14 protein-coding genes are annotated in these 23,941 nt (G+C 74.1%); 10 read left to right on the top strand and 4 right to left on the bottom strand.

Going from position 1 to position 23,941, the window contains the following annotated elements; genetic code table 11:
- Nucleotides 1-39: 39 nt before the first annotated feature.
- Nucleotides 40-1,164 carry a polysaccharide deacetylase family protein gene (locus tag ACZ6ZR_RS03780; protein ID WP_465639022.1) on the bottom strand — a complete coding sequence of 375 codons (1,125 nt, stop codon included), beginning with the start codon at nt 1,162-1,164 and terminating at the stop codon, nt 40-42.
- A gap of 232 nt (nt 1,165-1,396) precedes the next feature.
- A complete protein-coding gene (locus tag ACZ6ZR_RS03775; protein WP_465639020.1) occupies nt 1,397-3,205 on the bottom strand; it encodes an AMP-dependent synthetase/ligase in 1,809 nt (602 codons plus the stop codon).
- A gap of 333 nt (nt 3,206-3,538) precedes the next feature.
- On the opposite strand from ACZ6ZR_RS03775, the gene ACZ6ZR_RS03770 reads away from it, so the two are divergent.
- The 5 genes from ACZ6ZR_RS03770 (at nt 3,539) to ACZ6ZR_RS03750 (ending at nt 8,896) form a co-directional block, all read left to right on the top strand.
- Entirely contained in the window at nt 3,539-6,475 is a 2,937-nt protein-coding gene (locus ACZ6ZR_RS03770) for a sensor histidine kinase (RefSeq protein WP_465639018.1), read from the top strand.
- Nucleotides 6,472-6,894, top strand: coding sequence for a roadblock/LC7 domain-containing protein (locus ACZ6ZR_RS03765; RefSeq protein ID WP_465639016.1), 423 nt, complete (start codon nt 6,472-6,474; stop codon nt 6,892-6,894). Before ACZ6ZR_RS03770 ends, ACZ6ZR_RS03765 begins: the two co-directional genes overlap by 4 nt.
- 7 nt (nt 6,895-6,901) lie before the next feature.
- Nucleotides 6,902-7,279, top strand: a complete 378-nt coding sequence (locus tag ACZ6ZR_RS03760) for a DUF742 domain-containing protein (RefSeq protein WP_465639014.1) — start codon at nt 6,902-6,904, stop codon at nt 7,277-7,279.
- The gene (locus ACZ6ZR_RS03755) at nt 7,260-7,859 is read left to right on the top strand and encodes a GTP-binding protein (protein WP_465639012.1); all 600 of its coding nucleotides are present in this window, start codon (nt 7,260-7,262) and stop codon (nt 7,857-7,859) included. Before ACZ6ZR_RS03760 ends, ACZ6ZR_RS03755 begins: the two co-directional genes overlap by 20 nt.
- A gap of 395 nt (nt 7,860-8,254) precedes the next feature.
- Complete coding sequence (locus tag ACZ6ZR_RS03750) at nt 8,255-8,896, top strand: winged helix-turn-helix domain-containing protein (protein ID WP_465639011.1); 642 nt, start codon at nt 8,255-8,257, stop codon at nt 8,894-8,896.
- Between the two features lie 59 nt (nt 8,897-8,955).
- On the opposite strand, the gene ACZ6ZR_RS03745 is transcribed toward ACZ6ZR_RS03750, so the two are convergent.
- Nucleotides 8,956-9,945 carry an aldo/keto reductase gene (locus tag ACZ6ZR_RS03745; protein WP_465639010.1) on the bottom strand — a complete coding sequence of 330 codons (990 nt, stop codon included), beginning with the start codon at nt 9,943-9,945 and terminating at the stop codon, nt 8,956-8,958.
- An 81-nt stretch (nt 9,946-10,026) separates the two neighbouring features.
- Between ACZ6ZR_RS03745 and ACZ6ZR_RS03740 the strand changes: the two genes are divergently transcribed.
- The 4 genes from ACZ6ZR_RS03740 to ACZ6ZR_RS03725 all read left to right on the top strand — a co-directional run bounded on the left by ACZ6ZR_RS03740 (nt 10,027) and on the right by ACZ6ZR_RS03725 (nt 19,845).
- The gene (locus ACZ6ZR_RS03740; protein ID WP_465639009.1) at nt 10,027-10,473 is read left to right on the top strand and encodes a group III truncated hemoglobin; all 447 of its coding nucleotides are present in this window, start codon (nt 10,027-10,029) and stop codon (nt 10,471-10,473) included.
- Nucleotides 10,474-10,772: 299 nt separating this feature from the next.
- On the top strand, nt 10,773-14,288 hold the full coding sequence (locus ACZ6ZR_RS03735) for an AAA family ATPase (protein ID WP_465639008.1): 3,516 nt from the start codon (nt 10,773-10,775) through the stop codon (nt 14,286-14,288).
- Nucleotides 14,289-14,555: 267 nt separating this feature from the next.
- Nucleotides 14,556-18,434 (top strand): Pls/PosA family non-ribosomal peptide synthetase, encoded by a 3,879-nt coding sequence (locus ACZ6ZR_RS03730; protein ID WP_465639007.1) that lies wholly within the window; start codon nt 14,556-14,558, stop codon nt 18,432-18,434.
- Between the two features lie 31 nt (nt 18,435-18,465).
- A complete protein-coding gene (locus ACZ6ZR_RS03725; RefSeq protein WP_465639006.1) occupies nt 18,466-19,845 on the top strand; it encodes a M1 family metallopeptidase in 1,380 nt (459 codons plus the stop codon).
- Between the two features lie 52 nt (nt 19,846-19,897).
- Here ACZ6ZR_RS03725 and ACZ6ZR_RS03720 read toward each other — a convergent pair whose 3' ends face one another.
- On the bottom strand, nt 19,898-22,048 hold the full coding sequence (locus tag ACZ6ZR_RS03720) for an MMPL family transporter (RefSeq protein WP_465639005.1): 2,151 nt from the start codon (nt 22,046-22,048) through the stop codon (nt 19,898-19,900).
- Between the two features lie 218 nt (nt 22,049-22,266).
- Here ACZ6ZR_RS03720 and aspT point away from each other — a divergent pair, with 218 nt between their 5' ends.
- A complete protein-coding gene (gene aspT, locus ACZ6ZR_RS03715) occupies nt 22,267-23,940 on the top strand; it encodes an aspartate-alanine antiporter (protein WP_465639004.1) in 1,674 nt (557 codons plus the stop codon).
- Nucleotide 23,941: the final 1 nt, after the last annotated feature.

The raw sequence follows: 23,941 nt of genomic DNA, 5'->3' as shown, positions 1-23,941 counted from the left end.
GGGCGGCGGGGGGTACGGGCTCGGGCGCGTGACGGGCCGTCAGGGCAGGTAGCTGCGCAGGCCGCCGACGGTCAGGCCGGCGGCGGTGGCGTCGGCCAGCGCGCGCTGGAGGTCGGTGGCCAGCGTGTCGGAGAAGTGGAAGATCACCACGTCACCGGCCTGGAGCCCGCCGTGGTAGCTGTTGGAGGCCCCCCAGCTGTAGTCCGCGGTGGCGGTCATCACGGTGCGCAGCCCGCAGTTGGCGGCGGCCTGCAGGGTGTCGGCGTTGAACGCGAAGTACGGCGGGCGGAAGACCTTGGGGGTGGTCCCGTACCGCTGGGCGACGGCGTCCCGGGCCGTGCAGATCTCGGCCTGCTGCTCGGCGAGCGGCAGGGTGGTGAGGTCGCGGTGGGAGACGCTGTGCACCTCCACCGAGCCGCCGGTGCCGGCGGAGGTGACCCGCTTGAAGTAGTCCGGCTCGAAGCCGATCGGCATCGGCAGCGGGAAGGCGGTGACGGGCAGCTTGTTGGCCTCGACGACGTTCACCACGTCGGGGGTGCGCTGCCAGCCGTCGTCCACGGTGAAGAAGACCTTCTTGTCCTGGAGGGCGGCCTGGAACGGCACGTTCCAGGTGGCCCAGGCCGGGTCCACCGCCGGGCCGCTGAGCTCCACGTCGTCGGCGGAGAAGGCGCCCTGCTGGTACCAGCCGTGCAGGTAGAGGCGGACGGTGGAGGCGTTCGGGCCGGTGGTGAAGCGGGTGGTGAGCTTCTGCCAGCCGCCGTTGGTGGTCTCGGTCCAGGACGGGGCGACGTCGTTGCCGGTGCCGGTGGCGCCGAGGAAGACGTAGTTGCCGCGCACCCAGGCCGAATAGCTGTAGGTCGAATTGGGGCGGACGGCGACGGTCTGGGCGCACTCGCCGGTGCTGTGGTCGCCGGCCGGGGTCACGGTCAGGGCCGCGGCGCCGGTGCGGGCGGTGTCGCGGACGAACGCCTCGCCGAGGGTGCACTGCCAGCCCGGGATCGTGCCCCAGTCGGCCAGCGGCAGGGTGGTGATCTCGAACCCGGGGTTGGTGGCCAGGTTGACGGCCGGAGCGGTCTCGGCGTGCGCGGCGGTGGGCCCGGCGGCGCCGAGGGCGGTGAGGGCGCCGACGGTGGCGCAGGCGATCCGGCGCAGAGAGGTGTGCACGGGTGAACTCCTGTGTGGGGGAAGGACGCTGCACTCCCCGGAGGGGCGGGGAAGGGAACGGCCCGTCGCACGTCCGGGCCGGGCCTGGGGTACCGGCCGGGGCCCAACATTGGACTGGACCAGACGGCCCGTCAAGGGCCGGGGACCGCCTTGCCCCGGCTTGCCCGGTCATGCCCCCGACATCCCGTCAGCACGGTTCGTCCACCTCTTGGGAACGGATCGGACACCGGCCTCAGCCCGTGTACAACTCCTCGACGTCGTCCGCCCAGTGGGCCAGGATGGCCGCGCGGCGCAGCTTCATCGAGGGCGTGAGCAGGCCGTCCGCCACGGTGAACTCCCGCGGCAGCAGCCGGAAGGCGCGGATCGACTCGGCCCGGGAGACGGTGGAGTTGGCGGCGGCGATGCCGCGCTGCACCTCGGCGTGCAGCGCCTCGTCCGCCAGCACCGTCCAAGGGTCCAGCTGCGCCCGGCCGTTGGCCTTGAGCCAGTGCGCCAGCGCCAGCGGGTCGAGGGTCACCAGGGCGGCCACGTAGGGACGGTTGTCGCCGACCACCAGGCACTGGGAGATCAGCGGGTGGGCCCGGACCCGCTCCTCCAGCAGGCCGGGGGCCAGGTTCTTGCCGCTGCTGGTGACGATCAGCTCCTTCTTGCGGCCGGTGATGGTCAGGTAGCCGTCGCGGTCCAGCGAGCCCAGGTCCCCGGTGGGGAACCAGCCGCCGTGGACGGCCGGTTCGGCCTGGTTGAGGTAGCCGGCGAAGACCGTCGGGCCGGCCACCCAGACCTCGCCGTCCGGGCCGAGCGCCACCTCGGCGCCGGGGAGCGGGCGGCCGACCGTGCCGGCCTTGGTGCGGCCCGGCGGGTTGGCGGTGATCGCGGCGCCGGTCTCGGTCAGGCCGTAGCCCTCGTAGACGGTCATCCCGGCGCCGGCGAAGAACAGGCCCAGCTCGCGGCCGAGGTGCGAGCCCCCGCACATCAGCGTCCGGGCCCGGCCGCCGAAGACGGCCCGCAGCCGCTGGTAGACCAGCCGGTCGTACCCGGCGTGCCGCAGCCGCAGCGCGGCCCCGGGGCCCGGGCCGGTGGAGAAGGCCCGTTGCTCCCGGGCGGCCGCCCACTCCACCGCCACCTGCCGGGCCTGCTCGAAGAGTTCGCCCCGCCCGGCCTCCTCGGCGGCCTGCCGGGCCCGCTGCGCCACCTTCTCCAGCACGTACGGCACCAGGTGCAGGAAGGTGGGCCGGAAGGAGGCCAGCGCGGGCAGCAGCGAGTCGGTGGTGAGCTCCCCGTGGTGGCCCAGCCGGATGCCGCCGCGCACCGCCGCGATCTGCACCACCCGGCCGTAGACGTGCGCCATCGGGAGCATCAGCAGGGTGGCGGGCTGGCCGCCGCCCTCGGCCAGCACCGTGGACCAGCCGGCCAGCAGGGCGTCCGCCTCGGCGGCCAGGTTGCCGTGGGTCAGCAGGCAGCCCTTGGGGCGGCCGGTGGTGCCGGAGGTGTAGATGACGGTGGCCACCGAGTCCGGGGAGACGCCCAGGCGCTGACGGTGCACCAGGGAGTCGGGCAGGCCCCGGCCGTCCCGGGAGAGGCCGGCCACGCAGTCCTGGTCCAGCTGCCAGATCGCGGTCAGCCCGGGCAGCGCGTCGCAGACCGCGCCGACCGTCATCGCGTGGTCCTCGTGCTCCACCACGCAGGCCACCGCCTGGGTCTCGGCCAGGATCCAGCGCACCTGCTCGGGGGCCGAGGTCGGGTAGACCGGCACCGGGACGGCGCCGATGGACCAGAGCGCGTAGTCGAAGAGGGTCCACTCGTACCGGGTGCCGGACATCACCGCGACCCGGTCGCCGTACCGCACCCCGTGGTTGAGCAGCCCCTTGGCCAGGGCCAGCACCTCGTCGCGGAAGCGCAGCGCGGAGAGCGGACTCCAGCCGTCCGGCCCGGGTCTGGCCAGCTGCACCAGCTCGGGCGTGCGGTCGGCGGTGTCGTACAGCGAGTCGGCCAGTCCACCGACCGCCGCGGGAGGGGCCGCCGGACCGCTGAACTGCCGCAAGGCCACCCCCGTCCGCCCCGGCCCGTGGGCCGGGCCCGCCGCCCCGGCGCGGCATGCGGCGAAGCTACCGGATCGTCGCGGCCCTGCCCAGAGCTGTCGCACCGTCAGGCACTCTTGGCATGTGCCGGTGCCGCACCGGGCAGGACAGACCAGTGCAAGTGCCGGATACCGGGAGGAACATCACCGTTTGGTTCCGGCTGCCCGTTCGGCCCTTCGAACGAGTGGTCAGGGAGTAGTAAGGTGACGCAGATCTCGGGCAGAGGACGTGCCCGAACACTCTTTTCCGTGTCCATGACTGGCCTCCCCGCACCCCCTCCCTGCACCGAGGACTCCATGCGTCTGCGCAGCAGCTCGATCCGCGCGAAGATGATCGCGCTGCTCTTGGTGCCCATCGTCGCCCTCACCGGTCTGTGGGTGTACGCGACGATGGTGACCACCGGCGACGTCTGGGCCCAGCTGGACGTCTCCACCGCGTACCGGACCTTCGGCACCCCCACCGACCAGTACGCCCGCGACGTGCAGGACGAGCGCCGGGCGGCCGTGCTCCGGCTGGCCGACCCGAGGGACCGGGAGCTCCAGGAGCGCTACCTCCAGGCCCGGACCATCACCGACCGTTCGCTGCAACTGCTGCGCTACCAGGCCGACTCCTCCGACAGGTCGAAGCTGGACGCGGTGCAGCAGCTCCGGCTGGCCGAGATGCTCAAGGCGGCCGGGGACCTCGGGGTGATCCGCGACGGGGTGGACCAGCGCTTCAAGGAATGGGACGTGGTGGTCACCGAGTACAGCAAGCTGGTGCTGCCGGTCTTCTCCTTCCGCTCCGCCTTCGTCAGCCGGCAGACCGGCCAACTGCCCCGTCAGGGCATGGTCCTGACGGAGCTGGTGCGGGCCCGTGAGTACCTCTCCCAGGGCGAGACCGGCATCCGGGCACTGCGGCTGATGCTGGACCTCAAGGAGGCCAGCCCCAGGGACCGGCCCGAGCCCACCCCCGCGATGTACCAGGTGACCAAGGACGCGCTCCACAACGAGCAGGCGCTGTTCACCGTCTACATCCCCGAGCTGGACGAGCAGGACCGGGTTGACTACCTCGCCGTCCGCAACGGCAGCAGCCTCTCGGCGGTGACCGAGTCCGAGGGCCTCTTCCTCGGCTCGCCCGACCCGCGCCAGGCCGTGCTCGGCATCCCGCCGGTCTCCTGGAACGGACCGGCCGACAGCGGCCTGGCCGAGCTGGCCACGCTCAACTCCCGCCTGGTCGGCGAGATCGGCACCCGGGCCCGCTCCTACGCGGTGAACCAGCTGGTGCGCGGCGGCATCGCCGGTCTGATCGGCCTGATCGCGGTGATCGCCTCGGTGATCATCTCCTACCGGATCGGCCGGGGCCTGGCCCGCGAGCTGATCGGCCTGCGCAACTCCGCGCTGGAGCTCTCCGGTTCGCGCCTGCCCGCCGTGATGCTCAAGCTGCGCCGGGGCGAACCGGTGGACATCGCCACCGAGGCGCCCGAGCTGGAGTTCGGCCCGGCCGAGATCGGCGAGGTGGGCCGCGCCTTCAACCAGGTGCAGCGGGTGGCCGTGGAGGCCGCCGTCGAGCAGGCCGAGCTGCGCCGCGGCGTCTCCGCCGTCTTCGTCAACCTGGCCCGCCGCAGCCAGGTGCTGCTGCACCGTCAGCTCACCCTGCTGGACACCATGGAGCGCCGCACCGAGGACCCGGCCGAGCTGGAGGACCTGTTCCGGCTCGACCACCTCACCACCCGCATGCGCCGCCACGCCGAGGGCCTGATCATCCTCTCCGGCGGTTCGCCGGGCCGGGCCTGGCGCAAGCCGGTCCGGATGGTGGACGTGGTCCGGGCCGCCGTCGGCGAGGTCGAGGACTACGCCCGGGTGATCGTCCGTCCGTTCCCCGGCACCGGGCTGCTCGGCAGCGCGGTGGCCGACGTCACCCACCTGATCGCCGAGCTGGTGGAGAACGCCGCGGTCTACTCGCCGCCGCACACCCAGGTCACCGTGCAGGGTGAGGTGGTCGCGCACGGCTTCTCGCTGGAGATCGACGACCGGGGCCTCGGGCTGAGCGAGCTCGCGCTCGCCGAGATCAACCAACGCCTCGCGGTGGAGCAGGAGTTCGACCTCGCCGACACCGACCGGCTGGGCCTGTTCGTGGTCAGCCGGCTGGCCCGGCGGCACGGCATCCGGGTGCACCTGCGGCCCTCGCCGTACGGCGGCACCACCGCGATCGTCCTGATCCCGCGTGAACTGCTGGCCGAGGCGCCGGACTTGCTGACCGAGCCGCCCGCCGCCGCGCGCCCGGCCGCCGCGCCCACCCCGGGGCGGCCGGACCTGACCGCCGTGCCGTCGCCGGCCGCCGCACCGTCGCTCTCACCCGTTTCGGCCGCCGCTCCTGGCCGTGCCGACCTGGTCGCGGTGCCGGATCCGGACTCCTCCCTCGGCCTGGACGGTGGCCACGGCCGCCGCCGTGGCCCCGCCGCGGAGGAGGCCCGCGCCGCAGGCCGTCCGGCCGGCGGACCGCGCCCTTCGACGGCCGACCCGGCCCGCACGCCCGGCGGTCTGCCCCGTCGGCGCTCCAGCGGCACCGGCGTGCCGGGTGTGCCCGGCGCACCCGGCAGCGGCCCGACGCTGGTGCCCGCCGACTCGGCCGGCACCGGCCGGCACCGCCGCGCGGACAGCCCCCGCGAGGAGGGCGGCGCACCGTCCTCCGCGCCCTTCGCCGTGCCGTCGCCCGTTCCGTCCTCCTTCCCGTCCCCGGAGCCGTCGGACGCGCCGTCCCCGGCCGGCCCCCGGGAGCCGTCCCCGGCCGCCGCGCCGGCCGGCGGCCTGCTGCCCCGGCGGGTCCGACAGGCCAACCTGGCACCGCAGTTGAAGGACTCTGCGCCCCAGCCGGAGCAGAGCAGCCGCGAGCGATCGCCCGAGGAGGCCCGTTCGGCCTTCGCCTCCTTCCAACGCGGCTACCAGCGCGGCCGCGGCGACCGGCTCCAGCCCGCCTCGCTCACCGTGGTCCCGGACCCGGCGCCCGGCACACCCGCCGTGCCCGCCGTGCCACCCCCCGCCGTACCCTCGACGGGTCTGCCGTTCGCGGTGGCGCCCGGCGGCCGCCGGGCCGAACTGGTCTCGCCGCCGAGACCCCAGGCCCTCCCGGCAGGGCCCACCGGCTCGGTGACACCTGCTCAGCCCGCACAGCCTGTACGACCCGCTAGGCCCGTACGACCCGTAGGACTTGCACAGCCCGCACAGCCTGCACCAACGGAAGGAAACCGATCATGACCGCTACGGCACAGCCGTCGGGAGAGCTGAACTGGCTGCTGGACGATCTGGTGGGGCGGGTCGCGGCGCTGCGGCATGCGGTGATCCTCTCCAGCGACGGCCTGGCCACCGGCGCCTCGCAGGGCCTCGGCCGGGAGGACGCCGAGCACCTGGCGGCCGTCGCGGCCGGTTTCCACAGCCTGGCCAAGGGCGCCGGGCGGCACTTCCAGGTCGGCGGCGTCCGCCAGACCATGGTCGAGCTGGACGAGGCCTTCCTCTTCATCACCGCGGCGGGCGACGGCAGTTGCCTCGCGGTGCTGAGCGAGGCCGAGTCCGACGTGGGCCAGATCGCCTACGAGATGGCCCTGCTCGTCAAGCGGGTCGGCGAGCACCTGTCCGCCGAGCCGCGCACCGATTCCGCCGTTCCGCCGGGGAGATGACCGTCAGATGACCGTCGAGGATCAGTGGTTCGACGACGAGGCCGGGCCGATGGTCCGGCTGTTCTCGATGACCCGGGGCCGGACCAGGCCCGCCGAGGAGGGGTTGTTCGACCTCATCTCGCTGATCACCGCCGTGCACCGGGACGGGTCGGGCGAGTCCGACCTGGACCTGGAGCACCGGGCGATCCTCGACCTCTGCCGCGACGAACCGCTCAGCGTCGCGGAGTTGGGCTCGTTCACCGACCTGCCGGTGAGCGTGGTCCGGGTGCTGCTGGGCGACCTGCACGACTCCGGGCTGATCTCCGTCACCCGGCCCGTTCCGCTCGCCCAGCTGCCGGACGAGCGTCTGCTGCGAGACGTGATCAATGGCCTCCGTGCACTCTGACCTTCCGCTGGGCCCTGCTTCGCCGTGGAGTTCGGTGGCGGTGAAGATCCTGGTCGCCGGAGGCTTCGGCGCGGGGAAGACCACCCTGGTGGGCGCGGTCAGCGAGATCCGCCCGCTGCGCACCGAGGAGCAGCTCACCGCGGCCGGCCAGCGGGTGGACGACACCTCCGGGGTGGAGGCCAAGCGGACCACCACGGTGGCGATGGACTTCGGCCGCCTGGACCTCCGCCCCGGGCTGTCGCTGTACCTCTTCGGCACCCCGGGGCAGGACCGGTTCTGGTTCGCCTGGGACGAGTTGGCGCAGGGCGCGCTCGGCGCGGTGGTGCTCGCCGACACCCGGCGGCTGGCCGACTGCTTCCCCTCGGTGGACTTCTTCGAGCGCCGCGGCATCCCCTTCGTGGTGGCGGTGAACTGCTTCGAGGGCACCGAGGTCTACGCTCCGGGGGACGTCCGGGACGCGCTCGACCTGGACCCCGGGGTGCCGGTGCTGCTCTGCGACGCCCGGCGCCGGGAGGACGGAAAGGAGCTGCTCGTCCGTCTGGCCGAGCACGCCCTGGAGCGGCGGAATCTCACACCTTGAGAAGTCGTCCCGCAGAGTGGACGTTTTCCGCCAACCGGCTTGCCGCCGGGGCAGTTCGCATGGAACGCTCATGCGGACAGTTCGTCGCGGCGTTCCCGGGGGGAGGTACCAGAGCATGGCAGCAGTGCAGTACTGCGCGGTGAAGCAACCCGCGCCGGTGATCCCGGTCCTGACCATGCGTCGGTACATCGACCAGGCGCTGTGTTCCAGCGCCTGTTGTCGCTGACCCCGGGCCCGACCGCACGTCGTTCGAACCCCGGTGCCGCCTCCAGGTGAACGGCTCACTCCGTACGCCCTCGTTCTGGCAGCACCGACTTTCTTTCTCGGCTGAACGTGCACAGCCGGCCCGCCCGTGCGACCACCACCCATTCCGTCACACGCGAAAGCGGCACACCATGTCTTCCTCCACCGCCATCCTGACCGCCCCCTCCGCCACCCCGCACCTGCGGGCCCTGCGCTCCGTCACCTCACCCGCCGAGCGCCGCCACGTGGCCGCCGTCCCGGCGCCCACCCAGCAGCTGCTGACCGCTCTTCCCGAGGGCGCCACCGTGGTCGCGGCCCTGCCCCAATCCGCCATCCCGCAGGGCCTGTTGGCCCAGTACGGCGCCCAGTTCCCCGGCGCTGGGACGGCGGGCCACCCGCTGGTCGGCTACCTGGTGCTGGTGCCGACCGGGGAGCCCGCGGCCGCCGCCCAGCTCGCCGCAGTCTCCGACGCCGTCTCCTCCCCGAGCACCCCGCCCGCCCGCCCGGGCCGGGGCATCGTGGTCGACACCGAGCGCCGCAGCGCCCACGTCGACGGGCGTCATCTCGACCTCACCTACCTCGAGTTCGAGCTGCTCGCCCACCTCACCGCCCACCCGCAGCGGGTGCACACCCGCGACCACCTGGTCACCGCGGTCTGGGGCTACGGCCACGTCGGCGACGGCCGCACCGTGGACGTGCACGTCGCCCGGCTGCGCCGCAAGCTCGGCGCGGCGCACCGCGACAGCATCGTCACCGTCCGCCGGGTCGGCTACAAGTACACCCCGGCGTCCTGAGACCAGGCGGTGCCGCCCGGGGGCTGCTTCCCCAGGGCGGCACCGCCTCTTCCCCGCTCTCAGCGGGTCAGCGCGTCGATCTCCGCAAGCTCCTCCGCGGTGAGCGGGCCGGCCGCCAACGCGTCGAGGTTCTGGTCGAGTTGGGCCACGCTGCTGGCCCCGATGATCACCGAGCAGACCCGCTCGTCCCGCAGCACCCAGCTCAGCGCCAGCTGGGCCAGCGACTGCCCGCGCCGCTCGGCCACCTTGGCCAGCGAGCGCAGCTGCTCCAGCTTCGCCCCGGTCAGCGCCTCCTCCTTGAGGAAGTGCCCGACCGACATCCGCGAGCCCACCGGCACCTCACCCGAGAGGTAACGGTCCGTCAACAGGCCCTGCGCGAGCGGGGAGTAGGCGATCAGACTGGTCTGCGTCTCGCCGACGGCCTCCAGCACGCCGTCCTCCACGCCCCGGTCCAGGATCGAGTACCGGGCCTGGTTGAGCAGCACCGGCGTGCCCAGCTCGCGCAGGATCGCCACCGCCTCCCGGTGCTGCTGCGCCGGGTAGTTGGAGATCGCCGCGTACAGCGCCCGCCCCGACCGCACCGCCGTGTCCAGCGCCCCCATGGTCTCCTCCAGCGGAGTGGTGGCGTCGTAGCGGTGCGAGTAGAAGACGTCCACGTAGTCCAGGCCCATCCGGCCCAGCGACTGGTCCAGGCTGGCCAGCAGGTACTTGCGGCTCCCGCCGTCCCCGTACGGGCCGGGCCACATGTCGTAGCCGGCCTTGGAGGCGATGAACAGCTCGTCCCGGTACGGACGGAAGTCCTGCGCGTACAGCGTCCCGAAGTTCGCCTCGGCACTGCCGTACGGCGGGCCGTAGTTGTTGGCCAGGTCGAAGTGGGTGACGCCCCGGTCGAAGGCCCGGCGCAGCACCGCGCGCTGCACCTCCAACGGCTGGGTGTCGCCGAAGTTGTGCCAGAGGCCGAGCGACACGGCGGGGAGCTGCACCCCGCTCCGTCCGGCCCGGCGGTAGGTCATCGAGGAGTAGCGGTCAGCGGCGGGGAGGTAGGTCATGCCCTGCATCCTGCCAGCTCAGGTCGGTGGGCGGGACCTATTACCCTGCCGCCCTGGGGAGTCGGGTCGTAGCCTGGCCCCGTGGACCGTACCGACATCGAGGACCGCTCCGATCTGGAGCTGCTGCTGCGCCGCTTCTACGGCGCGGCCTTCGCCGACCCGCTGATCGGCCCCTACTTCACCTCGCTGGCCGGCACCCGGCTGGAGCGTCACCTCCCGCACATCGCCGACTTCTGGGAACGCGCCCTCCTGCGGACCGCCGACTACCGCCGCGACGTCTTCGAACCCCACGCCGTCCTCCACGCCCAACAGCCCCTCACCGGCGAACACTTCGGCCGCTGGGTCCAACTCTGGCAGGCCACCGTCGACGGCCTCTTCGCCGGCCCACGCGCCGACCGCGCCAAGGCCCAGGGCCGGCGCATCGCGGTCGCCCTGCTCAAGCGCCTCTCCGGCGAGGACCCCGCCACGGGCGGGACGGGCGGCTTCGTCCCGCTCAGCGCGGTGCTGCTGCGCAGCGGCGCGGAGTGAGAGCCGGCCCGCTCCGGCCGCCAGGGGTGCCGCGCCGAAGCCGAGCAGTGGGGTGCCGACCCCCGACGCGGCGCAGACCGCCGTGCTGGTGGCCGCCCTCAAGGCGGTTGACCCCGGGCCGGCCGAGAAGCAGGACCGGGCCGTGAGCCGGGCGCGCAGCACCTGCCTGGACATCAAGGAGGGGAAGGACGCCGCGACCGTCCAGAAGAACACGAAGGCCCATTTCGAGGGCGGCACGAACGGTTCGATCCGTCCGGGGCTGATCCGGGCCGTACGTGGCTGCGGGTTAAGCTCGGGCGATGGAGCGGGATGCGGGGGCGGTGCGGGTCCGGGTGCTGGGGGCGCTCGGGGTCGAGGTGGACGGGCGGCCGGTTCGGTTGGGGGGTCCGCACCAGCGTGCCGTGCTGGGGCAACTGCTGGCCGCGGACGGGGCCGTGGTACCGGCCGACCGGCTGGTGGAGGGGCTCTGGCAGGGGCGGCCGCCGGCCAAGGCGAGTGCGTCGCTGCAGGCGTACGTGTCCAACCTGAGGCGGCTGCTGGAGCCCGGGCGGGGTCCGCGCGAGGCGGCGCGGCTGCTGGTCAGCGAGGGGACGGGGTACGCGCTGCGGCTGCCGCGCGGCGGTGGGGCGCTGGATGCCCGGGACTTCGAGCGGCTGCTGGTGCGGGCCCGCGAACTGCGGCGTCCGGGCCCGGCCCGGGAGGGGCTGGAGCTGTGGGGTGGGGAGACGGCGTACGGGGAGTTCGCGGAGCGGCCGTGGGCCGTCCGGGAGGTGGCACGGCTCGGTGAACTGCGGCTGGCTGCACGGGAATTGCTGATCGAGCTGGAGTTGGAGCAGGGGGAGTCGGCGGTGGCCGTGCCGCAGGCGCTGGCGCTGACCGAGGAGCACCCGTACCGGGAGGAGGGCTGGCGGCTGCTGGCCCTCGCGCTCTGGGCCGGGCACCGGCAGGCGGAGGCGCTGGACGCCCTGCGGCGCGCCCGCACCCTGCTCGGCGAGGAGCTCGGCCTCGACCCGAGCCCGGCCCTGGCCGACCTGGAGGCGGCCGTCCTGCACCAGCACACGGAACTGCTCCCGCCCCGGGCCAGGGGGCAGGTGAGGCTCAACGGCCGGGTGGGGGAGAACGGTTCGGGCGGCAGCGGTGTGGACCGGGAGCCCGTGGGCGATGGTGTGCCGCTCCCGCGCACGGCCGTCACGGCGGCCCCTGGGCCGCCCGGCTCCGCCGCCCCCGGTGGCCACGTGCTGTCCGTCGAGGGGGCCGGTGCCCCTGATGCCCCGGAGGTGTTCGTCGGGCGGGAGGACGAGCTGCGGGCGGTGCGGGAGGTGGCGGCCCGGGTGGCCGCGGGGGGCAGCGGGGTGGTGCTGGTCAGCGGGGAGGCCGGGGCCGGGAAGAGCACGCTGCTGCACCGGCTGCGGGTCGAACTGGCCGGGGAGGGTTGGCTGGTGGCGGCCGGGCGGTGTCCGGAGACGGAGGGGGCACCGGCGGCCTGGGCGTGGACGGAGGCGCTGCGGGCACTGGCGGCCAGGATCGCCCCGGAGCCCGCGCTGACGGTGGTGCTGGCGCCGTTGCTGGAAGCTGAGGGACCGTCGGACGGGGCCGGCCGGGAGGACGCCCTCGCAGGGCGGTTCCGGCTGCACCGCGCGGTGGCCGACTGGCTGCGGGCGGCCACCGCCGCCCGCCCGGTGGTGCTGGTCCTGGACGACCTGCACGCCGCCGACCGGGAGACCAGGGCGCTGCTCGGCGAGCTCGCCAGCGGCCCGGCCGTCCCCGGGCTGCTGCTGGTGCTGGCCCACCGTCCGGGCGAGGGAGAACTCACCGAGACGCTGGGCCAGTTGGCCCGCCTGAGCCCGCGCCGCCTCCCGCTGCGCGGGCTGGCCCCGGCCGAGGCCGGGCGGCTGGTGGAGGCGGTCTGCGCCGCCCCGGTCCGGCCGGAGACGGTGGCCGCGCTGGCCGAACGCACCGGTGGCAACCCGTTCTACCTCCGGGAGAGCGCCCGACTGCTGTCCGCCGAGGGGGCGTTGGTCGCCGTCACGGAGGTGCCGCAGGGCGTCGGCGACGTGCTGCGCCGCCGGTTCGACCGGCTGCCGCCAACCACCCTGGAGGTGCTCCGGCTGGCCGCGGTGGTCGGCCGGGAGGCCGAGGTGGACGTCCTGGTGGCCGCCGCCGCACAGCAAGAGGCACAGCAAGAGGCACAGCAAGAGGCACAGCAAACCGCACAGCACGGCCGGCCCCAGGCCGAAGACCAGCTGTACGCCGCCCTGGAGCTGGCCCTGAACGGCGGACTGCTCACCGAGCCCGGCCCCGGCGTGGTCCGGTTCACCCACGCGCTGGTCCGTGACACCCTCTACGGCGACCTCACACGCCTGCGCCGCGCCCGCCTGCACGGCCGGGTCGCCGAGGCCCTGCGCTCTCGCCGTCCGACCCAACTCTCAGCCCTGGCACATCACTTCGCCCACTCGGCGAGCCCCGCCACCGCTCACCTCGCGGTGGAGTACGCCGTCCGCGCCGCCGAGGCGGCCGAGCGCCGCTACGCCCACGAGACCTGCGCGGCCCTGCTCCGCCAGGCCGTCGACCTGCTCGACCTCGTCCCCGCCGAACTGGTGGACCATCAGGCCCGCCGGATCGAGCTGCTCGGCGCGCTGCTGCGGGCCCAGGTGCGGGCCGGGGAGATCCGGGCCGCGCTGGCCACCCGGGCCACCGCCGTCGCGGTCGCCCGGGAGAGCGGCCGCTTCGAACTCTCCGTCGCCGCCTGGACCTCCTGGACCGAGCCGACCCCGTGGGTGGCCCACCCGTACGGCTCCGTCGACCATGCCGCCGTCGAGGCGTTGAACGCGCTGCTGGCCCGCCCCGGCCTGCCGCCGGTCACCCGCTGCCACCTGCTCGACGCGCTCACCTACGAGCTCGACTGCTCCGGCACCCCCGAGGGCTGGGACGCGGCGGCCGAGGCGGTGGCGATCGCCCGCCGGGAGGGCGATCCGGTACTGCTGGCGCACGCGCTCGCCGCCCAGGCCCGGGTGCACGACTACGAGCTCCAGATCGAGCTGCGCACCGCCATCGCCGCCGAGCTCTCCGCCCTGGCCACCGAGCACGACCTGCCGGCCTACCGCTGGCTGGCCGAGCACCTGTGGTGCACCGCCGCCGCCGTGCGCAGCGACTTCGCCGGGGTGCGCGAGCACGCGCTGGCTGGGCTGCGGATCGCCGAGGCGTACCACCTGCCCGAGCTGGTGGACGTGGGCCGCTGCCAGCTCGGCATGCTGGCCCTGATCGAGGGCCGGGAGGAGGAGGCGGACGCCCGCTTCCAGGCCGCCATCGACGGCCTGTACTCCCGGGACTCGATCCACGCGGAGGGCTTCGACGCGCTCTACCGGCTCACCAGGGCCTTCCAACGCGGCACGCTGGCCGAGGAGTTGCCGCTGATCGAGCGCGGTGGCGAGCTCTACGGGCCGCTGGTGGAGGACATCCGGGCGCTGGCCCTGCTCCAGGCGGGTCACCCGGTAGAGGAGGTCCGGGCGACCCGGGTGGAGCGGCGGCCGATCCCGCCGGACTACTACCGCTCCTTCTTCCTCACCCTGCGGGCCGTCGCCGTGGTCGCCCTGGACGAGCGGGCCGAGGCGGCCGGGGTCTATGCCGACCTGCTGCCGCACCGGGGCATGGTGGCGGGGGCCGCCAGCACCTCCATCGCGCTGCGCCCGGTCTCGCTGACCCTGGCCGAGCTCGCCACCTACCTGGGCGAACCGGAGCAGGCCGCCGCGCACCGCCGGGAGGCGGAGGAGCTGATCGCCCGGCTGCCCCGCCGAGGGGCCTCGCTGACCGGGTGACGAGGGCCTCGCCGACCGGGTGAAAGGTGTACGGGCGGAGAAGAACGGACGAACTCCGAGCGCTGTTCCGGCGTACGGCTGTGCCGTTGGCCACACGGCCGGGGAGGCGCCCGCACGAGTGCCGCGGCGGCTCCCGAGGGCTGGATCCCGCAGGTGGGAGGCGTCGATCGGGTACGGACCGACGGTGCGTCCGATCGGGGACGTACGAGGCCCGGAGGTGATCCACTCGACGGGCGCCGTAACCATGACGCATTAGCATCGTGTCACATGGCCGTGCTGACACAGGTGACGACACCGCAGGATGAGGGGACCGGGCCCACCGCCCGGTACGCGGCGGGGCCGGTGCCCGAGCCGCGCACCCTGCTCGACGTGCTGGCGGCGACCACCCGCGCGCACCCCAACGAGCCCGCGCTCGACGACGGCAGCGCCGTCCTGACCTACCGCGCGCTGGGCGCCGAGATCGAGTCGGTGCGGCGCAGGCTGGCCGCCGCCGGGATCGGCCGCGGCGACCGGGTCGGCATCCGGGTTCCCTCCGGCAGCAACGACCTCTACGTCTCCATCCTCGGCGTGCTCGCCGCCGGTGCCGCGTACGTCCCGGTGGACGCCGAGGACCCGGACGAGCGGGCCGAGTTGGTCTTCGGCGAGGCCGAGGCGGTCGGCGTGCTCGGCGCGGGCCGGGCCCTCACCCTGACGGGCCGTCAGGGTGAGGGCCGAACCGGCGAACCGCCGACGACGGGCGACGACGCCTGGATCATCTTCACCTCAGGCTCCACCGGCAAGCCCAAGGGCGTCGCCGTCACCCACCTCAACGCGGCGGCCTTCGTGGACGCCGAGGCCGCGCTCTTCCTCCAGGAGGAGCCGATCGGCCCCGGTGACCGGGTGATGGCCGGGCTCTCGGTGGCCTTCGACGCCTCCTGCGAGGAGATGTGGCTGGCCTGGCGCCACGGTGCCTGCCTGGTGCCGGTGCCCCGCTCCCAGGTGCGCGGCGGCGCCGACCTCGGCCCCTGGCTGGCCGAGCAGGAGATCACCGTGGTCTCCACCGTCCCGACGCTGGCCGCGCTCTGGCCGGCCGAGGCACTCAACGAGGTACGGCTGCTGATCTTCGGTGGTGAGGCCTGCCCGCCCGAGCTGGTGCAGCGCCTGGTCACCGAGGGCCGCGAGGTGTGGAACACCTACGGCCCGACCGAGGCCACCGTGGTCGCCTGCGCCGCGCTGCTGGACGGCGAGGGCCCGGTCAGGATCGGCCTGCCGCTCCAGGGCTGGGACCTGGCCGTGGTCGGCCCCGACGGGCAGCCCGTGAAGATGGGCGAGACCGGCGAGCTGGTGATCGGCGGCGTCGGCCTGGCCCGCTACCTGGACCCGGCCAAGGACGCGGAGAAGTACGCGCCGCTGGAGTCGCTCGGCTGGGAGCGGGCCTACCGCTCCGGCGACGTGGTGCAGGCCGAGCCCGAGGGCCTGCTCTTCCTCGGCCGCGGCGACGAGCAGATCAAGCTCGGCGGCCGCCGGATCGAGCTCGGCGAGGTGGACGCGGCGCTCCAGGCGCTGCCCGGGGTGGCCGGAGCCGCCGCCGCGGTGCGCACCGCCAAGGGCGGCAACCAGCTGCTGGTCGGCTACCTGGTCACCCAGGAGGGCTTCGACCGGGCGGCGGCCGTGGAGCGCCTGCGGGCCGAACTCCCGGCCGCGCTGGTCCCGTTGCTCGCCCCCGTCGACTCCCTTCCGACCCGGACCTCCGGCAAGGTGGACCGCAACGCGCTGCCCTGGCCGCTCGCCGACCTCGAACCGGCGGGCCCCGTCGAGCAGTTGTACGGCACCGAGGCCTGGCTGGCCGAGCAGTGGGAGGCGATCCTCGGCGTGCCGGTCGGCAGCGCCCGGGAGGACTTCTTCGCGATCGGCGGCGGCAGCCTGGCCGCCGCCCGGCTGACCACCCTGCTGCGCGAGCGCTACCCCTCGGTGGCCGTGGTCGACCTCTACCAGTACCCGACCCTGCGCAAGCTCGCCCGCCACCTGGAGCAGAGCGGCCAGGGCGACGGGAAGCAGCGCGAGATCGCCCCCGTCCCGGCCCGCGCCAAGCTGCTCCAACTCCTGCTGCTGATCCCGCTGTTCACCCTCACCGGCCTGCGCTGGACCACCGGTCTGCTGGCCCTGGGCAACGTCCTCGCCCGGTTCGGCGACTACCCGTGGGCGCCGACCGCCTCCTGGTGGCTGATCGGCGCCGCCGCCGTGCTGCTGTTCAGCCCGCCCGGCAAGCTGGCGATCGCGGCCGGCGGCGCCCGGCTGCTGCTGCGCGGGGTCGGCCCCGGCCGCTACCCGCGCGGCGGCTCGACGCACCTGCGGCTGTGGACCGCCGAGCGACTGGCCGAGGTCAGCGGGGCCACCTCGCTCTCCGGCTCCTGGCTGGTCCGCTACGGCCGTGCCCTCGGCGCCAAGATCGGCCCGGACGTCGACCTGCACTCGCTGCCGCCGGTCACCGGTCTGCTCAAGCTCGGCCGCGGCGCCGCCGTCGAGGCCGAGGTCGACCTCACCGGCTACTGGCTGGACGGCGACCGGCTGGAGATCGGCGCGGTCAAGGTCGGCCCCGGCGCCGTGGTCGGCACCCGCTCGACCCTGCTGCCCGGCGCCAAGGTCGGCAAGGGCGCCCAGATCGCCCCCGGCTCCGCCGTCACCGGCCAGGTCCCCACCGGCCAACGCTGGGCCGGCGCACCCGCCGTCAAGCTCGGCAAGGCGGAGCACAACTGGCCCAAGCAGCGCCCGCCGCACAAGCCGCTCTGGTCCGCGCTGTACGGGCTCAGCGGCCTCGGCCTCACCCTGCTCCCCGTCCTCCCGCTGGCCGCCGCCCTCCTGGTGACGGGTCAGTTCGTCCACCCCGGCGAGGGCCTCGGGGCCGCGCTCACCGGCGCGCTGCTCGCGCTCGCCCCGGCCACCCTGGCCTACGGCCTGGTGCACGCCGGGCTGCTGCTGGCCGCCGTCCGGCTGCTCTCGATCGGGCTGGAGCCGGGCGTCCACCCGCTGCACGGCCGGATCGCCTGGCAGGCCTGGACGGTCAGTCAGCTGATGGACCAGGCGCGGGAGATCTTCTTCCCGCTCTACGCCGGGCTGATCACCCCGGTCTGGCTGCGCGCCCTCGGCATGACCATCGGCGCCCGCGCCGAGGTCTCCACCGTGCTCGCCCTGCCCAGCCTGACCACCGTCGGCGACGGCGCCTTCCTGGCCGACGACACCCTGATCGCCCCCTACGAGCTCGGCGGAGGCTGGCTCAAGATCGGCCAGGCCGAGATCGGCAAGCGGGCCTTCCTGGGCAACTCCGGGATGACCGCGCCCGGCCGCGCGGTCCCCGACCGGGGCCTGGTCGGCGTACTCTCGGCCACCCCGAAGAAGGCCAAGAAGGGCAGCTCCTACCTGGGCATGCCGCCGGTCAAGCTGCCCCGCTCGGCCGACAAGGCCGACCAGAGCCTCACCTACGACCCGCCGGCCCGGCTGCTCTGGGCCCGCGGCCTGGTCGAGGTCTGCCGCTTCGTGCCGGTGCTGGCCTCCACCGGACTGCTGGTCCTCACCCTGGCCGCGCTGGCCGCCCTCGCCGGGGCGCTGCCGCTCTGGGGCACCGCGCTGCTCTCCGGACTGGTGCTGATCGGCGCCGGGCTGCTGGCCTGCGCCGTCTCGGTGGCCGCCAAGTGGCTGCTGGTCGGCCGCTTCAAGGCCGTCGAGCACCCGCTGTGGAGCGGCTTCGTCTGGCGCAACGAGCTGGCCGACACCTTCGTCGAGGTGCTCGCCGTGCCCTGGCTGGTCGGCGCCGTCCCCGGCACCCCGGTGCTCAACCTCTGGCTGCGCTCGCTCGGCGCCAAGGTCGGCAAGGGCGTCTGGTGCGAGAGCTACTGGCTGCCCGAGGCGGACCTGGTCACCCTCGGGGACGGGGCCACCGTGAACCGCGGCTGCGTCGTGCAGACCCACCTCTTCCACGACCGGATCATGCGGATGGATAGTGTGGTCATCCACGAGGGGGCCACCCTGGGTCCGGGCGGCATCGTGCTGCCCGGCAGCTCGGTCGGCGCGCGCAGCACGCTGGGCCCGGCCTCGCTCGTGATGCGGGCCGAGTCGGTGCCGGCGGACACCCGCTGGCTGGGCAATCCGATCGAGGCCTGGCAGTCCTGACGGTGCGTCTGGAGCAGGAGCGTACGAAGCGTTGAGTCCCAAGCAGACGCCGCCCAGCGGCGTCGACCCGTACTTCCCCGAGCACGGGGACCCGCGCTACCGGGTGCACCGCTACGAGCTGACGCTGGACTACCGCCCCGGGCCGAACCGCCTCGGCGGCTCGGCCCGGATCCTCGCGGTGGCCGGGGGCGCGGCGCTGGCCGAGTTCGCCCTCGACCTGGCCGAGTTCCGGATCGGCCGGGTGCTGGTGGACGGCAAGGCCGCCCGCTACACCCACCGGGGCGGCAAGCTCCGGATCCGCCCGGCCAAGGCCCCGGCCGCCGGGGCCGCCTTCACCGTCGAGGTGCACTACACCGGCAACCCCAAGCCGGTGCGCAGCCCCTGGGGCGGGCTCGGCTGGGAGGAGCTGACGGAGGGTGCCCTGGTGGCCAGTCAGCCCATCGGCGCCTCCTCCTGGTACCCGTGCAACGACCGCCCCGCCGACAAGGCGAGCTACCTGATCTCGATCACCACCGCCTCGCCGTTCACCGTGGTGGCGACCGGCCGGCTGCTCGCCCGCACCAGCCGCTCCTCCTCCACCACCTGGGTCTACGAGCAGGCCGCGCCGACCTCCAGCTACCTGGTCTCGGTCTCGGTCGGCCTGTACGAGACGGTCCGGCTGGTCGAGGGCGGCGACCCGGGCCAGACCCGCCGCTCCGTCCCGCAGACCGCCTACCTGCCGCCCCGGCTGCTCCCGGAGTTCGGCACCGACTTCGGCCGGCAGACCCGGATGATGCACCTCTTCGAGGAGCTCTTCGGCCCCTACCCCTTCGGCGAGTACGCGGTGGTGGTGGCCGACGAGGAGCTGGACGTCCCGGTCGAGGCCCAGGGCCTGGCCACCTTCGGACGCAACCACCTCGGCGGGCAGCGCGCCTCCGAGCGCCTCGTCGCGCACGAGCTGGCCCACCAGTGGTTCGGCAACAGCGTCACCATCGCCGACTGGCGGCACATCTGGCTGAACGAGGGCTTCGCCAAGTACGCCGAGTGGCTCTGGGCCGAGCACTCCGGCGGCCGCAGCGCCGCCGCCCACGCGGCCTCCGCCCACGCCCTGTTGGCCGGCCAGCCGCAGGACCTGGTGCTCGGTGACCCGGGCCGCCGTTTGATGTTCGACGACCGCCTCTACCAGCGCGGCGGCCTCGTCCTGCACGCCCTCCGCGCCGCCGTCGGCGACCAGCCCTTCTTCCGCCTGGTCCAGGACTGGGCCGTCCTGAACCGCCACGGCGTGGTCTCCACCGCCGACTTCCTGGCCCACGCCGACCGCTACTCGCCAGGCCCCCTCGACACCCTCTTCGACACCTGGCTCCGCCGCCCGGAACTCCCGCCCCTGCCCGCGATCCCGCCGCCGCGCCCGCTCCACCCGCCGCAGGCGTGACGAGCGGAGGCCGGGCCCGCACCCCCGTGGCGGGCCCGGCCGTGACCGATCGTCAGACGGTGACCGGCTCGCGCGGGGCCGGGGCGGGTTCGTCGGTGCCGTGCTCGATCCTGAGTTCGGGGAGCAGGCGGTCGAGCCAGCGGGGGAGCCACCAGTTGGCGCGGCCGAGGAGGGTCATGGTGGCGGGGACCAGGACCAGGCGGACGACGGTGGCGTCGACCAGGACGGCGGCGGCCATGCCGACGCCCATCATCTTGACGGTGACGTCGGGGTCGAGGGCGAAGCCGGTGAAGACGGCGACCATGATGGCGGCCGCGCTGGTGATGACCCGTCCGGTGGCGGAGAGGCCGCGGACCACGCTGCCGTGGGCGTCCTTGGTGACCAGCCAGTCCTCGCGGACCCGCGCCAGCAGGAAGACCTCGTAGTCCATCGAGAGCCCGAACAGCACGGTGAACATCAGGATCGGCACCCAGCTGGAGACCGGCACCGCGTGCGGCAGGCCGAGCAGCTCCGCGCCGAGGTCGGTCTGGAAGACGGCCGTGGTGACGCCGTAGGCGGCGGCCACCGAGAGCAGGTTCATCGCGGCGGCCTTGACCGCCAGCACCGGGGCGCGGAACAGCACGGTGAGCAGGATCAACGAGAGCGCCACTACGAAGGGCACGACGATCCACAGGCGCGAGGCCAGCCGGTCGGAGATGTCCGCGAAGGCGGCGACCACGCCGGTGGCCTCGGCCCCGGCCGGGAGCACGCCGCCGCGCAGCCGGTCCAGCAGCTCCTTGGTCTTGACGTCCTGCGGCCCGGTGGTCGGCTGCACGGTGATCACGGCGGCGTCGCCGCCCCGGTTGACCACCGCCGGGGTGACGGCGGCGACGCCCGGGGCGGCCTTCAACGCGGCGGTCAGGGCGGGGAGTTCGGAGGCGGGGAGGGTGCGCAGGTCGACCGCGACGACCAGCGGGCCGTTGGCGCCGGGGCCGAAGGCGGCGGCGGTCAGGTCGTAGGCCTGGCGGGTGGTGTGGTCGGGGGCCTGGCTGCCGGCGTCCTGCGGCCAGGTGCGCATGGAGAGCATCGGCGCGGCCAGCGCGAGCAGCACCACCAGGGAGGCCAGCGCCCCGGCCAGCGGGCGGCGGCCGATCAGCCGGGCCCAGCGTTCGGTGCGGGTGGGGGTGCCGGAGCCCTGCCGCTCGAAGGCGACCCCGGGCTTCCACCCCAGCCGTTCGGCCTTGCGCAGCAGCCGGGGCCCGGCCAGCGCGCAGAGCGCCGGGACGAGGGTGAGCGAAGCCAGCATGACGGCGCCGACCACCACGAAGGTGGCGTAGCCGAAGGAGGAGTAGGTGGAGAGCCCGGCAAGCCGCAGGCCGAGCAGCGAGACCAGTACGGTGGCGCCCGCGATCACCACCGAGGACCCGGCGGTGGCGGTGGCCTCGGCGGCGGCCTGCCGGGGCGTCAGGCCGCGCCGCAGGCCCTCGACGTGACGGCTCACCAGCAGCAGCGCGTAGTCGATGCCGACGCCGAGGCCGACCATGGTGGCCACCGTCGGGGCGGTGGCGCTGATGTCGGTGACGGCGGACAGCAGGGTGGTGAGCGCGGTGCCCAGGCCCAGCCCGGCCAGCGCCACCAGCAGCGGCAGCCCGGCCGAGACCAGGGTGCCGAGCGCCACCACCAGGATCACCAACGCGGCCACCACGCCGACCAGTTCGGCAGTGCCGTCGGGTGCGGAGAAGTTCTCCGGCAGCTGGCCGCCGAAGGCGACCTGGAGCCCGGCCGCCTCGGTGGGGGCGGCGGCGGAGCGCAGCGCGTCCAGCCCCTCGGAGCCCTTGAAGTCGGTGACCGGGACGGAGTAGTCGACCTGGATCAGCGCGGTGGCGCCGTCGGCGGAGAGCACCGGGGCCCCGGCCGAGGCGGCGTGCGGGAGGGAGGCCAGCCGTTCGCGCAGCTCGGCCAGCGGCTGCCCGGGGACGGCCCGCCCGCCCCGGTCGTGGACGACCACCCGGGCGCTCGCGCCGGAGAGCTCGGGGAAGCGCTCGCGCAGCAGGTCGGCGCCGGCCGTGGAGCGGGTGCCGGGCACCCGGTAGTCCTCGCGCGGCTCGCCGCCGAGGGTGCCGGCCAGGGTGAGGGCGACGGCGAGCAGCAGGAGCCAGCCGAGCAGGGTGCGCCAGGGTCTGGCGGCGGCGGCGCCGCCCAGGCGGCCGAGGAGTGAGGACATCGCAGGAGCCTTTCGGCGGTCCGGAGGATCAGTCAGGGCCAGCCTGGGGTACGCGACTTGGAGCTCACTTGGGGTGGTTCGTGGCCGCTCTCCAAGAGCTCCACGTGCCGACTCGTCCGAACGGAGTGTCAAGAACGGACAGAAGCTGACAATTAGGATCTAATCGCAGTCATGATCCGACCTTGGTCTGAACCCCCGTCAGAACGGGGGTGCCGGAGTTGAGCCTGCTCCGGGAGAACGCCGTCCTCGCGCTCTTCGTCTGCCTCGCCCTCGGCTACCTGATCGGCAAGCTGAGGGTCGGCCCGATCCAGCTCGGCGGGATCTGCGGCACCCTGATCGTCTCGATGCTGATCGGCGCCCAGAAGGTCTCCGTCAGCGCCGACGTGAAGAACGTGGCCTTCGCGCTCTTCATCTTCTCGCTCGGTTACATGGCCGGCCCGCAGTTCGTCGCCAACCTCAACGCCAAGGGCCTGCGCTTCGGCGTGCTCTCGGTGCTGGAGGCGGGCGTGGTGATCCTGATGGCGATCGGCTTCGCCACCGGCTTCGACCTGGACGTCGGCACCGCCTCCGGCATCCTGGCCGGGGCCGCGACCGAGTCGGCCGTGGTCGGCACCGCGCAGGAGGCGATCTCCAAGCTGGCCGGGATCACCCCGGACCAGTCCCAGGAGCTCCAGGCGCACGTGGCCACCGCCTACTCGGTCTGCTACCTGTTCGGCCTGGTCACCATCGTCATGCTGACCAGCCAGATCTTCCCGATGCTGATGCGGATCAACCTGGCCGACGCCAGCCGTGAGATCTGGGAGAAGATGCGCGGCGGCGACGCCGGTCCGGAGGCCGGCGAGCAGGCCGCGCTGCCGCCCCTGGTCGGCCGCACCTACCTGGTCTCCCAAGGCGAGGGCAGCCGGGTCGGCGCCTTCGAGGCGGCGGAGAACCACCTGGTCTCGATCGAGGGCGTCAAGCGCGGCGGGCATGTGCTCACTGTCGAGCCCGGACTGGTGCTCAAGCGCGGGGACCGCGTCCTGGTGGTCGGCGCCCGCGCCGCCGTGATGGACGCCGGGCACGAGCTCGGCCCGGAGACTTCGGGCGTGCCCGGGCTGGACAGCCCGCTGGCGGTGCGCGAGGTGGTCGTCACCCGCAAGGAGCTGAACGGACGGACCGTCAACCAGCTGCGCACCAGCGAGCCGGAGGTGGTCGGCGGGGTCTACCTGACCGACATCCAGCGGGTGGACCACCACCTGCCGGCCGTCGGCGAGACCGAGCTGCACCAGGGCGACACCCTGACCGTGATCGGCGCCCGCGCCAAGGTGGAGAAGTTCGCCGCGAAGGTGGGCGCGACAGTCCGTCAGGACACCGCCGACTACATCTACATCAGCCTCGGCATCTGCCTCGGCGTGCTGCTCGGCATGATCACCATCCACGCCGGGGACGTCAACCTCGCCCTCGGCACCGGTGGCGGCTGCCTGATCGCCGGCCTGTTCTTCGGCTGGCTCCGGGCCCAGCGCCCGACCTTCGGCGCCTACCCGCCGGTGGCCGCGCAGACCGCCAAGGACCTGGGCCTGGCCGTCTTCATCGCCGTCACCGGCCTGGCGGCCGGCCCGGACGCCGGCCCGCTGCTCAAGCAGTACCCGGTGCTGCTCCCGGCCGCCGGGATCCTGATGGTGCTGATCCCGGCCTTCCTCTCCTTCTTCGTCGGCCGGAAGCTGCTGAAGATCGAGAAGCCGATCCTGATCGGCGCCATCGCCGGCCAGCAGTGCTCCACGCCCGCGATCACCGCCGTCAGCAACGTCGCGCAGAGCAGCGTGCCGATGCTCGGCTACACGATCACCTACACCATCTCGAACTTCCTGCTACCGCTCACCGGCCCCGTGCTGGTCGGCATCATCGGCCTCTGAC

This window comes from Kitasatospora sp. NPDC088742, from assembly GCF_055584905.1.
This window is presented reverse-complemented; position numbering and strand designations above follow the sequence as displayed.